Source organism: Niabella terrae (assembly GCF_054783135.1).
The window spans coordinates 218,257-235,096 of sequence record NZ_BAAGRD010000042.1; the positions used below are offsets into that span (position 1 = coordinate 218,257).

At 50.1% G+C, this 16,840-nt stretch carries 8 protein-coding genes; all 8 read left to right on the forward strand.

Annotated elements, in window-relative coordinates; genetic code table 11:
* The first annotated feature begins 15 nt into the window (after nucleotides 1–15).
* The 8 genes from ACYVI9_RS18780 (at nucleotide 16) to ACYVI9_RS18815 (ending at nucleotide 16,800) form a co-directional block, all read left to right on the forward strand.
* Nucleotides 16–1,815: a fasciclin domain-containing protein gene (locus ACYVI9_RS18780; RefSeq protein ID WP_460767940.1), complete on the forward strand. Its 1,800-nt coding sequence runs from the start codon at nucleotides 16–18 to the stop codon at nucleotides 1,813–1,815.
* Between the two features lie 73 nt (nucleotides 1,816–1,888).
* On the forward strand, nucleotides 1,889–3,310 hold the full coding sequence (locus ACYVI9_RS18785; protein WP_460767943.1) for a fasciclin domain-containing protein: 1,422 nt from the start codon (nucleotides 1,889–1,891) through the stop codon (nucleotides 3,308–3,310).
* A 14-nt stretch (nucleotides 3,311–3,324) separates the two neighbouring features.
* On the forward strand, nucleotides 3,325–6,510 hold the full coding sequence (locus tag ACYVI9_RS18790) for a SusC/RagA family TonB-linked outer membrane protein (RefSeq protein WP_460767946.1): 3,186 nt from the start codon (nucleotides 3,325–3,327) through the stop codon (nucleotides 6,508–6,510).
* A gap of 76 nt (nucleotides 6,511–6,586) precedes the next feature.
* The gene (locus tag ACYVI9_RS18795) at nucleotides 6,587–8,431 is read left to right on the forward strand and encodes a RagB/SusD family nutrient uptake outer membrane protein (protein WP_460767949.1); all 1,845 of its coding nucleotides are present in this window, start codon (nucleotides 6,587–6,589) and stop codon (nucleotides 8,429–8,431) included.
* A gap of 47 nt (nucleotides 8,432–8,478) precedes the next feature.
* Nucleotides 8,479–11,463, forward strand: a complete 2,985-nt coding sequence (locus ACYVI9_RS18800; RefSeq protein WP_460767952.1) for a sugar-binding domain-containing protein — start codon at nucleotides 8,479–8,481, stop codon at nucleotides 11,461–11,463.
* A 113-nt stretch (nucleotides 11,464–11,576) separates the two neighbouring features.
* The gene (locus ACYVI9_RS18805; RefSeq protein ID WP_460767955.1) at nucleotides 11,577–12,908 is read left to right on the forward strand and encodes a rhamnogalacturonan acetylesterase; all 1,332 of its coding nucleotides are present in this window, start codon (nucleotides 11,577–11,579) and stop codon (nucleotides 12,906–12,908) included.
* A gap of 35 nt (nucleotides 12,909–12,943) precedes the next feature.
* Nucleotides 12,944–14,299: a glycoside hydrolase family 28 protein gene (locus ACYVI9_RS18810; RefSeq protein ID WP_460767958.1), complete on the forward strand. Its 1,356-nt coding sequence runs from the start codon at nucleotides 12,944–12,946 to the stop codon at nucleotides 14,297–14,299.
* Nucleotides 14,300–14,394: 95 nt separating this feature from the next.
* Nucleotides 14,395–16,800: a glycoside hydrolase family 2 TIM barrel-domain containing protein gene (locus ACYVI9_RS18815; RefSeq protein ID WP_460767961.1), complete on the forward strand. Its 2,406-nt coding sequence runs from the start codon at nucleotides 14,395–14,397 to the stop codon at nucleotides 16,798–16,800.
* Nucleotides 16,801–16,840 lie beyond the last annotated feature (40 nt).

Here is a 16,840-nt window from a genome sequence, read left to right on the forward strand (position 1 = left end):
ATAAATTAAAAACGGATGAAAAAGAATTACCATTTAGCCATCGGGATTGCCATTTTTTCAGGACTGATCTGCTGGAGCATCATTGCCTGCAAAAAACAAACCTACAGACAGACGACCAGTGATGAAGTCAATATTACCGGGTACCTGGAACAACACCCGGATCGTTATTCCTTATTTCTGGAAGCCCTGCAAAGCGTTCAGGCTTCCGGCTTTCTGGGCGCTTATGGTACCTATACCCTGTTCGCACCGGCCAATGATGCCATGACCCGCTGGATGCAGGAAAACGGCAAAACGGCCATCAGTGATTTTCAGGTCGAAGAACTGAATACCCTGGTTCGCTACCATATTATCAGGGATACAGTGGGTACCCTGCGGTTTACAGACGGTAAAATTATCACACCTACCTTATTTGGGGAGTACCTGTATACCGATGTAAGCAGCGGCAGTTTCCGCATCAATAAGTCCGCCGAGGTCACCGCGGCAAATATCCTTTGTGGCAACGGGATCGTACATGAAATCAACCAGGTGCTGATACCGCCGTCAAAAAGTCTGGCAGAATTAATCGCGGGCAACAGCCGGTATTCAATTTTTGCCCAGGCACTGCAGGAGACCGGATTTTACGATACCCTGTATTACGAGCGGGGTACCGAGATCGATGCCCAGAAAAGGTTTCAGACGGTAATCGTGGAGTCTGATTCCGTTTTGCATGCGGCGGGAATCGACAGTTATACTACACTGAAGCAACGTTATTCCCAGACAGGGGATCCCCAAAATCACAGCGACAGCCTCTGGCTCTATATTGCCTATCATATCAGCAATGGTGGCAGCTACCTGCAGGATATCGGTACGGCATCTTCCATCTATACCCTGGCACCCAAGGAAATCATCAGCACCAAACTGGTGGACGGCAAGGTATTACTGAATGATGATGAGTTCAACGGTGTATATGAACCGGGTGCGGAATTGAACCGGCCCACCAGTGATGTGACTGCGATCAATGGCGTATTACATGAAAGCCTGAACAATTTCCGGATCAAGGTACGGGTTCAGGTACCGGTATACTTCGATGTGGCTACTTCACCTGAACTGCAACTGTCGCTGGGTGCGGCTTTCAGAAATGCAGAAAAACCTCTGGTGGCCAACGGATCTCCGATTGCCAGCTCCATAGGCTTTGAGAAGAATGATGTCATCACCATTGAAAGTAATAAGTATGCCTACTATTCCGGATTATCGACCAAAAGGCCTTATGCCAATGGCGACCTGCTGACGCTGTCCATCTGTGCCAATAATGCGAACCGTGTAAAGTATATCGATCTGAAAACACCTTACCTGGTAAAGGGCCGCTATAAAGTGTGGATCTGTTATGCCCAGAACGGCAACGCACCTTCCATGCAGGCTATTTTCAATCCGGGCGCTGCAGACGAGCAGGTATTGCCCAATGTGATTTTCTTCAATCAGACACTCAGTGGCTCTGGTGTCTCGGATCTTGAAGACCCGAGCGCGGATAACCTGATGCTGGCCCGGGGATACAAACGCTATTTTGCTACTGAAGGGGATTATAATGCCAACGGTGTCAGTGGCGGCATATTAGAAAAAAGCGGCAATGGAAGACTGAATGTGGGAAGACTGGCAGGTATTATCAATGTGGAGACCACCGATCGCCATACCATTCGGCTGCAGGCAGTCAAGGACGTCAAATGCCAGAGTAATTCCGTGTACCTGGATATGATTCAGTTTATACCTGCCGATGACCTGGAACAGATTTACCCGCGGTTCCACCAGATACCGGGTGAATTGTTCTACCGGCCGCAATAGGGCAGGTAGGGGTGAGGCCGGCAGCTGCGGGTCTGTGTTTTCTATCTTTTCAAAAAGTCATTAAAATTAGTAAATGAGAAACTCTGTTAGTTGTTTATTGCTTTTTATCCTGTTATGGGGGACTGCCTGTACCCGGAAATGGGACGACCATATCGGTCTTTCCGATGCTGGCGCGCAAAAGACTTTATATGAGATACTGTCAGCGAATAGCGAATTCAGCAGTTTTGCCGATATGGTGGATAAGGCCGGGTATGGGGATGCGTTGCAGTCTTCAAAAAACTTTACCCTGATTGTGCCTACCAACGAAGCCCTCGCCGCTGCAAAAGCGCAGTTTGATTTCAGTGACTCTGCCGTGCTCCGCAGTTTTGTAGGCTATCATATTATCAACTCCGTTTACAATGTGAATGAAGGCGCTGATACTATCTGGGCCAGGAACCTGCGCAACAAATATGTGGAATTTACCCATGGTGAATTCGACGGCATACCCGCCGTACAGAAAAATCAGGTGGCAGGAAACGGGATCTATCATGTGGTACAAACGGCACTGACACCGCTGCAGCATATTTACGCATTGGTGACCAGCCGCTACCCGGAAACCCTGCAGGCGCAGACCCTGCTTCAATACGATACAACGACCATCAGCAGCTGGCTCAGTGAAGTACGCCGGCCGATGATAACCGAAAGAAGCCGGTATACTTATTTTGTCGTGGATGATGCCTATTTTGAATCAGAATATGAGCTCCTGTCCCCATTGTTCTTCACCCATTATGATGAAAGTACCCGGGATAGTACGACCGAATATTTTACGAGAAAAGCACTATTGAAAGATATGGCCGTAGCCGGAGATCTGCAGCTCGGTTCAGGAACCGCTACGCTGACTTCGGTGTCCGGGACGGTATTTTCGGTGGCTGCGGAAGATATCCTTTCCCGCCAGAAAGCCAGTAATGGTATGGTATACCGGGTCCGCAAACTGGATTGTCCCCTGAACAGCAGAATCAAGGAGGTTAAAGTGCTGGGCACCATGCCCCGGGGTTATAAACAGGATGACAAGCGGGGCAATATTTATTTCAGGGACAAAAGGGATACCCTCGGCAACCTGTATAGTGATATCGAAATAAGAGATCACGGCGTAAGAGCCTTCTACGTCAAGTACAACGCTGAGAACATGAATGCCCTTACCTATAATGTATACGGCAGGGCGATCATGGGCCTGACAGGCGATCCCCAGACGACTGCCTTTACCCAGTATGTACATTATTTTAATCCTGCTACCATTGCCGCCAATGAACCTGATCTGTACAATCTTCCGGTAACGGATTCTTCGGGTGCCAGTATGACCCGCATGCCTTATGATGTCCAGCCACTGAATCATGATGAAGTATTCCTGGGGCAGGTGCATATGGATGAATTTGGTCGGCTTCGATTGCTGGTAATGGCCAATGGCACCGGCCCGATCATATTAGAATATCTGCGTTTTGTTCCCCAAATTCCTTAATCCCCAGAATAATAATGATGAAGTTCTATAAAAATTATTGGTTTATCGCTCTGGTCTGCAGCCTGCTGCTCTTCGTTGAAAATGATGCCCGGGGTCAGTCAGATACTTCCGGTTCCCGGATCAATGATCCGGCCAGCGGCTTTGCCCTGGAGGTAAAAGGCCGGGTATTCGACAGCAGGACGGGGCGGCCTGTAAATGGCGCAAGAGTCAGTTACCGGAACCTCGTGGCCCGCATCACGGACAGCACGGGCTTTTTTACACTGAAGCTTCCCGGTGCGGATGCCGTACTCGACGTTTCACTGGAGGGTTATACGACTAAAACGGTGCCGGTAAGTCCCGGAAAGGTTTTGAAAGTACGACTGTATCCGGCCGATTATCACTCCCATTATGAAACCACTGCCACGGTATTCGGGGATAATGGTGTTTTACATACCACCGGTGCGGTGGTCAAGCAGGATATCGATGCCTGGGAGCAGAATTCTGAAACCCTGGATAATTATCTGCAGGGTCGGTTTTCGGGTGTCGCTGTGATCCGGAAATCCGGCACCCCGGCCATCGGGGCCAATGTACAGATCCGTAATTTTAATTCCCTGTACACCAATAATCAACCCCTGTATATTGTAGACGGTGTGGTGTACAATGCGGAGATTTTGAGTCCTTCCATCACCAGCGGACATGAGAACAACCCGCTGCAAAATATTGATATCCGTGATATTCAGGATATAACCATTCTCAAAGATGCGGTTGCTACATCGATTTATGGGGCTCGTGCTGCCAACGGCGTGGTGGTCATCAATACCAATCATGCACAGCAGCTGGCGACACGCATCGATCTGGAACTGTCCTCCGGATACAATCAGCCGCCCCAAAGCCTGCCGTTACTGGACGGCTATGCTTACCGCAGTTACCTGAATGATGTACTGGCCACCAGTCCCTATACCGGTGAAGAAATTGCTGCCATGCCGTTTAACAATGACAACCCTTCATCGGCCCAGTATGGCAAGTACCATAATAATACCAACTGGCAGCAGCAGGTATTTAAACCCTCGGTAGACAAGAACATGTTTCTGCGGGTAACCGGAGGGGACAATATTGCCAAATACGCCTTATCAGTAGGCTATAATAGTGAAAAAGGGATAATTGATAATTCCGGTCTGGACAAATATACCGCCCGTTTTAACGGCGATATGCAACTTTCCCGCCGTATGTCGGCCCAGACCAATATTTCGATCGGGTATGGCCAGCAGCACCTGAAAGACCAGGGACTGTCGGCATTGACCAACCCTGTATTCCTGGGGCTGATCAAGTCACCCTTACTGCATACCCATGAAGTGGCTGCGGATGGTACCCTCTCTCCGAATTATGCGGATGCCGATTATTTCGGGTATTCCAACCCGGCGCAGTTGCTGTACAACGGAATCAATAATAAGAAAGCCTATCGCTTTCTCGGTTCCGTATTGCTGAACTATGAACTCAATAGTCATATCGATATCAGCAACCTGCTGGCGGTGACCTATGATAAATCGCAGGAAGACTTTTTTATTCCCAAGAAAGGGGTAGCCAGGGATACCATCAACAATATGGAAGTCTTCAGCCGACTGGGCGCCCAGGTAGCGCGGTATTATGCGATTTCCAATGACCTGCGCCTCCGGTACCGCAAGGATTTCGGGCAGGAAAACCAGCTGGAAGCCATTGCCGGATTGCGTTATCAGCACAATGACGCTGAACAGGATTATGCACTGGGTTATAATGCGGCAACGGATGAACTGGTCAGCATCGGAAATTCTACGCCTGAATCAAGGGTATATGGTGGCCAGATCGGCAAATGGGTCAACCTGACAGGCTATGGGCTGGTCAACCTGACGCTCCGGAACCGGTACCTGATTAATGCCTCACTGGGTATCGACGGTTCCAGCCGGTTTGGTACAGAGGCGGATGGAGGGGTTAATCTCGGTGGCCATCCCTACGGCGTCTTTCCTGCCCTGGGACTGGGCTGGGTCCTGTCCAATGAACCTTTCCTGAAAGGGAATCCTACGATTGATCTGCTAAAACTCCGGCTCAGTTACGGGCTGGTGGGTAATGATGATATCGGTAATTATAATGCCCGTAAAAACTATATCTCGCAGAACCTGCTCGGGGTTCAGGGACTTGTCCGGGAAGGTGCCGCCAATCCTTACCTGCAGTGGGAAACAGTCGCCAAACTGAATGCGGGTATCGACCTGGCGCTGTTTCAGGAGCGATTGAATTTCAGCATCGATTTATACCAGCATACGACCCGCAACATGCTGGTCTATAACCGCGGAAGTTCCCTGTCAGGGATCAGCAGCTATTTATTCAATAACGGCTCAATGAAGAACACGGGTATCGATCTGAGTGTCTTCGGCCGCCTGATCAATGGCGCCGTAAAATGGGACGCCGGTCTGACCGTAGGGAAATTTAAGAATGAGATGCTGTCGATTCCCGAGACGGTTTATACCAGTTATGCTGACGCTACTTATATTACCCGAAAAGGTGAAGTCGCCAATGCCTTCTATGGATACCGGTTTGAAGGCGTATACCAGACCCAGGCCGAAGCGGATGCGGCAGGTCTGGGCATCAGGGATATTGCAGGCAACAGGATCGCTTTCGCTGCAGGTGATGCTAAATTTGCCGACCGCAACGGCGATAAGATTATTGACGAAAACGACCGGTTTATCCTGGGAAGCCCGCAACCGGATCTTTTCGGTAGTATGAACCATTCTCTGACCTACAAGCGTTGGAAACTATCGGCCCTATTGACCTTCAGTCAGGGTAATGAAATCTATAATTACACCAGGGCGCAGCTGGAATCCGGAAAGAACTTTTATAATCAGACGGAACTACTGCTGGGTCGCTGGCGGGCAGAAGGCCAGACCACCCAGGTGCCCAGGGTAAGTTACGGTGACCCCATGGGGAATGCCCGTTTTTCTGATCGCTGGATTGAAGATGGATCCTATCTGCGACTGCGGCAGCTGGCCCTGGAACATGATTTTGATATTAACGGAAAGCTGGTAAAGTATATCCGGGTTTACGGTACGGCAAATAATCTCATAACCATTAGCCCTTATCTGGGTTATGATCCCGAGTTTGCCGTTTCCAATAATGTGTTCCAACAGGGTGCCGATGTGACTTTGGAGCCGGTGTTCAGATCTTATCAACTCGGGCTTCGTATCGGCCTTTAAAACGGTCGCCAGGGGTTCAGGAAATAATTTTAACAGGGAGTGACCAGCTGGAGCTCCCGGATGTAAATAAGAAAAAATGAGAACAAGTATGTTGAATAAAATACATCTCTTACTGAGTGCCGGACTGGTGGGGCTGATGTTCAGTGCCATTTCCTGCAAGAAAGTGCTGGAGACACTGCCCGAAGACAAGCTCGATCAGCAGATGGTTTATAATACCCTGGCCGATGCAGACGCGGTGGTACTGGGGATCTATGGACAGGTTGCGGCACTGGGTGACCGCTATATCCTGCTGAACGAACTCCGGGCCGACCTGGTTGATGTTACGGTGAATGCCGACCCATGGCTGCAGCAGCTGTCCAATCACGAAGTGGCTGCGGACAATCCCTATGCGGATCCGACACCATTTTACCGTATTATTCTGAACTGTAATGACGCATTGAAGAATTTTCAGCTTATGGCGGAGGAGAGCAAACTGAGCCAGGAAGAATTTGCGCAGCGATTCTCGGATATTGCCGTACTCAGGACCTGGCTTTACCTGCAACTGGGTATCCATTATGGTGCCGTACCCTATATTACCGATCCTGTTGAGACCGTTAAGGATATCGCCCGTCTGAATGATTTGCCCCGCCTGAATTTTGACGGGCTGATTGATCAGCTGATCGCAGATGTAAAAGACCTGCCCTATACAGAATACCTTTCTTATCCTACCGGAAGCTCGCTGGTCTTTACGGTCGATGGCAGTAATACCCAGCGAATATTTATCAATAAACAGCAGGTACTGGGCGAACTGTATTTGTGGAAGGGTGATTATAATCAGGCGGCCTATTGGTACAAGAAACTGCTTTCCGGTATGGATGTAGGCGCCCCCAGGATTGAATACCAGGTGAATGAAAACCGCATCAGCTCTTTTAATTTCAGGGTGAGTTTTGAACGTTCCCAGGAAGGAAGCTCGCTGATAAATTCACTTACAGATGATGAAAGTTCCTGGCGGAGCATTTTTGCCCTGCCCAATACCACGATGTCCTGGTCCTATGTATGGAACTGGTCCATACCTTACAGCAATAACTTTGCACCCGGGAACCCTTTTGTGGAACTGATTTCCAAAGCTGGCTATTACAAGATACGCCCATCCCAGAGAATTATGGATCTTTGGAATGCCCAGACGCTGACCAACGGTGTACCCTGGGATGCCCGGGGCAAGCTGTCTTATGAAATTGCGGCCGATGGCGACCCTGTCATTACCAAATTAACGGACAACGCTGCCGGCCCGCTGGACCTGCTGAATAAAGGAGGTCAGTGGAATATTTACCGTGCGGCGGGTGCCCATCTTCGTTTTGCAGAAGCTGCAAACAGGGCGGGCAAGGGCCGGCTGGCCTATGCACTGCTGAATAACGGGCTGATCAGTACTTATTATTACGGTTCATTTTCATCGGGAGGTACGATGACGCCTGCTAACTTCTTTGAATTGGAGTCGATGATTACTTATGAAGGGTTTGGGGAGTCCCGTCAGACCTTTCCCGAAAACTCCACCTACTATTTTGACGCCCAGAACAATGATAAACTGACCCGCGGACCCTGGTACCGGAATGCGGGCATCCGCGGCAGGGCCATGATGCCCCGGCTGGAACTACCGGGTATAGAATACGGACCGGGAACCAATGGGAACGGTTCGGTGATGACCGCATTTAATGTGGATCCGGTACTGCTGGAAGATAAGATTATCGAGGAAGATGCATTGGAACTGGCCTTTGAGGGTGAACGCTGGAGTGACCTGACCCGGATCGCCCGAAGACGTAATGATAATGCATTTCTGGCGGATAAAATTTACGATAAATTGCAAAAAGCGGGCAATCCCAAAGCCGGGGCCGTGCGGGCGAAGCTGATGGACCGTGCCAACTGGTACCTGCCCTTTAGTTTATAAATACCGGCAAGCTGAAGTTTGCAGTTATTTTTAAAGATCGATGTAATATGTTTCTTAATCTACGAAACCTGAAAAGCCTCCCACTTATGCTGGGACTGTTATTGGTCTTCAGCGCCGTACAGTCCGCCAGGCCGCCTGCAGCGCAACGTAAGTATAATTTTAATCAGCAATGGCTCCTGCATACCGGTGATCTACCGGAGGCGCAAGAACCTGATTTTAAAGACAGCGAATGGAAGCCGGTTACACTGCCTGCAGCCTGGAATGAAGACGAAGCTTTTCTAAAGGATATTGTTGATCTCTCAACGGGGATCGTCTGGTATCGTAAGCATTTCAAATTGCCGGCAGGCGCCCGGGGCAAGAAAGTGATTATTGAATTCGAAGGGATCCGTCAGGCCGGAGATTTTTATGTGAATGGTCATAAAGCAGGGTTTCATGAAGATGGTGTTACCGCATTCGGCTTTGATATTACCGACTATCTGTATGATGATGGCCGGGAGAATGTGATTGCTGCCCGTATTGACAATAGCTGGGACTACCGGGAAAGGGCGACCCAAACCAAATACCAGTGGGAAGACCGGAATTTTAATGCGAATTACGGGGGCATCATCAGAAATGTGTACCTGCATCTACTGCCCCGCTTATACCAGACCCTGCCACTGTATGCAGACTTGCAGACGACAGGGGTTTATATTTATGCGGACCATTTCGATATCGCGGCCCGAACCGCCCATATTCATGCCCGTTCTGAGGTCAGAAATGAAACGACAAAACCACAGCAAATAACTTACCAGGTGGATATCGTCCAACCGGACGGAAAGCTGCTGCAATCCTTTCAGGGAAAACCGGTATGGATCCGGCCAGGTGAAACGGCCTATTGCAAAGCGGATAACCCGGTACAGGGGCTGCAATTCTGGAGCTGGGGATACGGCTATTTATACGATGTAAAAACATCACTGCTGGTGGACGGTGTCTGTGTAGATCAGGTGGTCACAAGAACCGGATTCCGGAAAACCGAATTTAAGAAAGGCATGATCTGGTTAAACGATCGGGTCATCATGATTCATGGCTATGCCCAACGCAGTTCTAATGAATGGCCGGCCCTGGGTACTTCAGTACCCGCCTGGATGAGCGATTACAGTAATGGACTGATGGTGAAAAGCGGTGGAAACCTGGTACGCTGGATGCATATCACGCCTTCCAAACAGGATGTGGAAAGCTGCGACCGGGTCGGCCTGATGCAGGCAATGCCTGCGGGAGATGCAGAAAAAGATGTGGAAGGGACGCGCTGGGAACAGCGGGTCAAAGTGATGCGCGCTGCCATCATATACAACCGGAATAATCCCAGTATTATTTTCTATGAATGCGGCAATGAAAGTATCAGTGAAGCACATATGCGTGAAATGAAGGCCATCCGGGATCAATATGATCCTTCAGGAGGCAGGGCGATCGGCAGCCGGGAGATGCTCGATAGCAAAGAAGCCGAATACGGGGGCGAGATGTTGTATACCAACAAGAGTGCACATATTCCCATGTGGGCCATGGAGTATTCCCGGGATGAAGGGTCCAGAAAATACTGGGATGAATGGACACCCCCATTTCATAAAGACGGGGATGGGCCCCTGCATAAGGGACAGAGCGCTGCCAGTTATAACCGTAATATGGAAAGCCATGCACTCGAGAATGTTCGTCGCTGGTATGAGTTCTGGCGGGAACGACCGGGAACTGGTGAGCGGGTCAGTAGCGGTGGCGTAAATATTGTCTGGTCTGAAACCAATACCCATCACCGGGGCGAGGAAAACTACCGGCGGAGCGGTGAAGTAGATGCTTTAAGAATTAAGAAACAGAACTATTATGCGCATAAAGTGATGTGGGATGGATGGGTCGTACCCGAACGCTTTCATGCCCATATCCTGGGTCACTGGAATTATCAGCCAGGTACCGTAAAGGATATCTATGTCATTGCCGCTGCAGATAGCGTGGTGCTGCAGGTTAACGGCCGGTTTTCCGGCGCTGCCCGGCCAACGGATGGTTTTATATTCCGGTTCAGGGATATTGCCTGGCAGGCGGGAACAATAGCTGCCATCGGGTTTGATAAAAATGGAAAGCAAATCTGTCAGGATCAGATCGAAACGGTGGGTGCGCCGGTAGCCCTTCGCTTACGGCAGGTACCCCGGCCGGAACCCTTCCGGGCGGACGGTCATGATATTTCGCTGGTCGAAATAGAAGTAGTAGATGCACAGGGGCGTCGTTGCCCGACAGCCTTGGATATGATCGACTACCAATTGGAGGGACCGGGAGAATGGCGCGGTGGTATGGCAATGGGCCCGCAGAATTATATTGGCGCCAAAAGATTTCCGGTGGAAGGCGGTGTCAATCGTTTTATGATCCGATCCGGCCTGCAACCAGGTATCATTACCGTTCGGGCGAAGGCGCCCGGTCTGCAACCTGCGACAATTCGACTGGAAACGACAGCTTTTCCGGTGCAGGACGGACTGGCTTTACAGCTACCTGGCCAGTCGCTGCCGGTACAGCTCGATCGTGGACCGACACCCGACAGCGTTTCATTCCGGCCTACCCGCAGGGCGATTCATGTAAGATCGGCGAAGGCGGGTGCCCATCAGGAGCAGGTGAAAGCCAGTTATGATGATAACGAATTGTCGGACTGGGCCAATGACGGGCAGTTGCGTACTGCCTGGGTGGAATACGAATTCGGAGCGGAGACCCAGGTAGATGAAATCGTATTGAAGCTGAACAATTTCCGTTCGCGGTCTTATCCGCTGCGGATCACGATGGACGGCCGGCTGCTGTTTGAGGGCAGTACTGCTACCAGCCTCGGCTATTGTACCATTCCGTGTCAACCCGGGAAGGGGCGACGGTTACGCATTCAGCTAACGGGTGCCCCTCATTCGGGGAACGCTTCCCGGGAACGGGAAGTGAATGGTCAGCAACTGGCTGAGGGGGTTACCCGCAGGGATCCCAATGCCAGGGGGCAGCTTAGCATCATCGAGGCCGAGTTTTATTATTTGCTATAAATTATTGATAAATAACAAAATAGGGTGGGTATATAAAGTTGATGGGCAGATTGTGTAATGAACAACAACTGTCGCCTGGGTATCCACCGACACCGATGAAAATAAATATGCTGATGAAAACGACACAGTGTAATCGATGGCTGTTAACGGTCCTGTTTATGTGGGGCTGCAGTTGTGCGGCGCAGGAACTCAAATTTGACTTTGGCAAAGGGCAGGCCCCGGAAGGTTTTGTCAAAGTGCTGCCCCAAACCATTTATCAGCCGGACAGGGGATATGGTATTGATCTGGGCAGTTTTGCGATCGCCAATACCCTGACGGGTGCAGCGCCGGTAACCGACGGCTTTTTAACCAATAACCGCCCCTTCTATTTTTCGGTGGATCTGCCACAGGGTAATTATGATGTGGATATCTGGGTGGGAGATGATTATGGCAACAGTGATGTATCCGTGCGGGCAGAATGTCGCAGGATGTTTGTCAACCGGGTGCAAACCAGGGACGGGCAGCATCAGCAGCTGAGTTTTACCGTAAATATCCGGGACAGCCTGCTGGACGGCGGAAAGACCAGTGTGGCCCTGAAGGACAAGGAGTATAAGTATCTTCACTGGGATCATAAGCTTACACTGGAATTTAACGGTCCGGCACCCAAGGTGAATGCGATCCGGATCCGGCCCAACCGGGAAGCCGTGTCTGTTTTTCTGGCGGGTAACTCCACCGTGGTCGATGGCGCTTATGAGCCTTATTCTGCCTGGGGACAGATGTTTCCCTATTTTTTTCAGCCTGGAAAAGTGTCCATCGTCAACCTGGCCGAGTCCGGCCTCACATTAAGTGGCTTTATCTATGCAAAGCGTTTGAGAAAATTATTGACGATGATGCGGCCGGGGGACTATGCTTTTATCGAATTCGGGCATAACGACCAGAAACAACACGGGCCGGGGATCGGCGCCTTTACGTCCTTTTCAAAAAACCTGAAGTATTTCGTGGATGTGGTACGTAAGAAAGGAGGTATCCCGGTACTGGTGACTTCGGTGCAACGGCGGCGCTTCGACGACCAGGGAAGGATTGAGGAATCCCTGGGGGATTATCCTGCGGCGGTCAGAAAAGCAGCGCATGACCTGAAAGTGGCCCTCATTGATCTGAATGCGCTGAGTAAAACCATGCTGGAAGCCATGGGACCTGAAAATTCCCTGCTGGTATACGCACATTTTCCTGCCGGAAGTTTTCCGGGAAAAGATCAGCCGATAGCCGATAATACGCATTTCAGGCCATTCGGAGCTTACGAAATCGCCCAATTGGTGCTCACCGGATTACGCAGGACACATTTGGAGCTCAATCAATTCATTAAGCCGGACGCACCTATCTTTGATCCGGAAAAGCCGGATGCCTACGAAGGTTTTTACTGGCCGGAAAGCCCTGGTAAAGATGCCACAAAGCCTGACGGGCAGTAAGCATTACCAATATCTGTAAACTTCATGGATTTGATATGAAAGAAAAAAAAGCGATACACTACTCTTATCTGATCACCTTTTTGATACTGCAATTATTGACCATCGGATTTGCGGGCCGTATCGGGAATTTGCAGGCGCAGACCTTCCCTGACGGCAGCCCCATTACAGACTGGTTTAAAGATACCAGCCTGCCGGATCCGGGCCAACTGGGAAAAATATACCGGATCACGGAGCATGGTGTGCGCCAGGATAGCAATAAAGTTCAGACAGCAAGCATACAGGCGGTAATTGATCAGGCAGCCGAACGCGGTGGAGGTGTGATTGTGGTTCCCCCGGGTGTATACCTTAGCGGATCACTGTTTTTCAAACCCGGTACCCATTTGCAGTTGGAGAAAGGCGCGGTATTAAAAGGCAGTGATGATATTTCGGATTTTAAAGTGGTGGAAACCAGAATCGAGGGCCAGACCCTTAAATATTTTGCCGCCCTGATTAATGCAGACAGCCTGGATGGATTCACGATTACCGGTTCAGGAACCATCAACGGCAATGGATTGCGGTATTGGAAAGCCTTCTGGCTGCGGCGCCAGTGGAATCCCAAATGCACCAATATGGACGAGCAGCGGCCGCGCCTCTTATTCATTTCCAACAGTAAAAACGTATTGGTTTCCGGCGTGCAGCTGCTGAATTCACCTTTCTGGACATCACACTATTATAAATGCCAGAATCTGAAGATACTCGGCGTTACCATTCGGGCGGGTTCCAATAACGGTAGTGCCGTGAAGGCGCCCAGTTCTGATGGGATTGATCTGGATGTCTGTCAGAATGTGCTGATCAGGGGATGTTATATTTCGGTCAATGATGACGGCGTCTGTTTGAAAGGTGGAAAAGGCCCCCTGGCAGACAAGGATCCCAACAACGGACCGAATAAGAATATTATAATTGAAGACAATATTTTCGAGAACTGTCCTTCCCTTACATTAGGCAGTGAGTCGGTATTTACTTACAATGTGATCATGCGGCGATGCCAGGTCCGGAATACTTCCTATGTATTGCGCTTGAAAATGCGGCCCGATACACCGCAGCAACACAATTATATCCTGGTCGAGGATATTAAGGGAACGGCCAGAAATTTTCTATCGATCGGCCCCTGGAAACAGTTTTTCGATTTAAAGGGGCAGCCGGCGCCGCATTCTACGGTCCGGAATATCCGCATCCGAAATGCTGCCGTCGACTGTGAACATTTTCTGAGTATCCATCCTTCCCCGCAATATGCATTGGCTGATATCCACCTGGAGCATTTAAATATCAGGACCAGGGACAGTAGCGCCGCCTCCTATGATTTTATTAAGAATTTTACCCGTACCAATGTACAGGTCACTCGAACAAAATAGAAGGAAGGTTCAGGCTGATCCTGCGCAGCACTATAGGTGAAGCCATCGGAAATTTGAATGAATCATTAAATATTTAATAAGGAAAACTGGAATAAATGGTTAGAAAAATTGTTTTCATACTGACCTTCGGATTAATATTTTCGGGTGCCGTTAGCGCACAAACCGACAGTGCCGGCCGGATCAGTAAGTTGTTCAATTTTGGATGGAAGTTTTATTTGGGCGATCCGCAGCAGGCGGAGCAACCTGGATTTGATGATGGGCAGTGGTTGCCGGTCGATCTGCCCCATGACTATCAGATCAACCTGCCCTGGGTCAAATCAGCGGGCGGGGCCCGGGGGTTTAAGGAAAATAAAGTGGGCTGGTACCGTAAGACCTTTAATGCGGACAAGAACTGGCAATCCCGTAGGGTACTGATCGATTTCGAAGGCATTATGCTGCATGGAGATGCCTGGCTGAACGGCCATAAAATCGGAGGAACCGACTACGGGTATCTGGGTTTTGAAGCTGATATTTCTAAATGGCTTCGCTATGAGGGCGAGAATGTGCTGGCCGTGCGTGCCGCTACCGATGGTAACTCCAGGTGGTATACGGGCGGCGGTTTATTTCGAGATGTACATCTGGTCGTTAAGAATGAAGTGGCTGTGGCCAGAGACGGCGTCTATATAACCACGCCCGAGATAACAGATCAATTGGCCCATGTGGCCGTACAGGTCGAACTGGAAGGCATTCGCAACAAGAATGACTCCGTTGAGATTCTGGTAGCCATTCAGTCGCCCGACGGACAGCTGGTAGCAGGTACCCGGACCTTGGCGCCCCGGCGAAGCAGGACCGGAACGGCTGAAGTGCTGCTGCCCCTGATGAAGCTGCAGGCCCCTCGTTTATGGTCCTGCGAATCCCCTGAATTGTATCAGGCAATCGTTACCGTAAGGAAGAACGACAGGGTAGTAGATCAGGTAAATGAAAAATTCGGAATCCGCCGCATCGAATTTTCCAAAGCCTTTGGCTTTAAATTGAATGGCAAAAAAGTATTTTTAAAGGGCATTTCCAATCACCATGATCTGGGCGCCGTAGGTGTTGCAGCTTATGAACGTTCCATTGCCCGTCAAATGGATCAGTTAAAAGCCTTCGGATACAATCATATCCGAACATCCCATAATCCCTATTCCAGAGCCTTCCTGCGGCTGGCTGATGAAAAAGGTATTTTGATTGTTGATGAACTCTATGACAAATGGAGCAATAAGAGTTACTGGGTGGGCCGTAAGCCATGGACAGAAAGCTGGCCACAGAATCTGAAAGACTGGATCAAAAGAGACCGCAACCATCCCTCGGTAATTCTCTGGTCTTTTGGCAATGAATTACAGATGCGTGAAGATCTGGCCGGCTATCCGACAGGGGACTGGGGTGTGACCACTTACCGGATCCTACAGGTTATGGCCCGTCGGTACGATTCAACCCGCAAGACCACGGTGGCCATGTTTCCCGCCCGTGCCGGCGGCATGGGCAAGAATGACCCGGACTTTAACAGGTTTATCGTTCCGCCCGAACTGGCAACCGTGACCGATGTGGCCAGTTTTAACTATCGCTGGTACAATTATGCGGACTATCTGAAGCATGCACCGGATATGAATATCTACCAGAGTGAAGCTTCTACCAACGAGCTGGCACAGCCTTATTTTGGCATGAACCGCGAGAAGATGGTGGGTCTGGCTTACTGGGGCGCCATTGAATATTGGGGCGAATCGAATGGCTGGCCGAAAAAGGGATGGAATTATTCCTTTTTTAATAATGCCCTGGAACCTTTTCCTCAGGCCTACCTGATCAAAAGTATTTTTAGTGACAGTCCGCTGGTTCATATCGGTATCATAGACCGGGACGCGGAGTCGCAGGACTGGAATGACCAGACCATCGGGACCATGAATATTTCAGATCACTGGAACCGGGAGCCGGGTAAGAAATACAACCTGTATACATTTACGAACGCCGACGAAGTGGAGTTATTAATTAACGGAAAATCCTTCGGTATCCAGTCGAATCCGGTGGATGATATCAAAACGCGCAATATGATACTATGGCGCAATGTTCCGTATCAGGAAGGGCGGATCGTAGCGATCGCCCGAAATAAGGGTAGGGAAGTTGCCCGTCATCAATTGGAGACTACCGGAAAAGCGGTTGCCTTAGAACTGGAGGCAGAGAATAAGCATTGGAAGGCCGATGGCCTGGACCTCAATTATGTAAAGGTTTATGCCGTCGACCGGAAGGGTAGAAGGGTCTTTACAGCAGATTCAGTAGACGTACACTTCGAGTTGACCGGAGCCGGGCAGCTGATTGCGGTGGACAATGCAGATCATTACAGTGATGCACTGTTCAATGGAAACAGTAGAAAACTGCATCGCGGCTTTGCCATGGCCATTCTCCGTTCAGGCCTCAGCAAGGGTTCCCAGACATTACGGGTATCCGCCAGCGGATTGAAACCGGCGTCGCTGACCCTGCATACGGAATAATTTGTTCAGAAATCGCTTCCGGCTTTGTCCGGGACTGCCA

Excerpts from the sequence above, each read along its gene's own strand:
- ACYVI9_RS18815 (WP_460767961.1), top strand. The coding sequence starts at position 14,395 with ATGGTTAGAAAAATTGTTTTCATACTGACCTTCGGATTAATATTTTCG.
- ACYVI9_RS18800 (WP_460767952.1), top strand. The coding sequence starts at position 8,479 with ATGTTTCTTAATCTACGAAACCTGAAAAGCCTCCCACTTATGCTGGGA.
- ACYVI9_RS18795 (WP_460767949.1), top strand. The coding sequence starts at position 6,587 with ATGAGAACAAGTATGTTGAATAAAATACATCTCTTACTGAGTGCCGGA.
- ACYVI9_RS18785 (WP_460767943.1), top strand. The coding sequence starts at position 1,889 with ATGAGAAACTCTGTTAGTTGTTTATTGCTTTTTATCCTGTTATGGGGG.
- ACYVI9_RS18805 (WP_460767955.1), top strand. The coding sequence starts at position 11,577 with ATGAAAACGACACAGTGTAATCGATGGCTGTTAACGGTCCTGTTTATG.
- ACYVI9_RS18780 (WP_460767940.1), top strand. The coding sequence starts at position 16 with ATGAAAAAGAATTACCATTTAGCCATCGGGATTGCCATTTTTTCAGGA.
- ACYVI9_RS18790 (WP_460767946.1), top strand. The coding sequence starts at position 3,325 with ATGATGAAGTTCTATAAAAATTATTGGTTTATCGCTCTGGTCTGCAGC.
- ACYVI9_RS18810 (WP_460767958.1), top strand. The coding sequence starts at position 12,944 with ATGAAAGAAAAAAAAGCGATACACTACTCTTATCTGATCACCTTTTTG.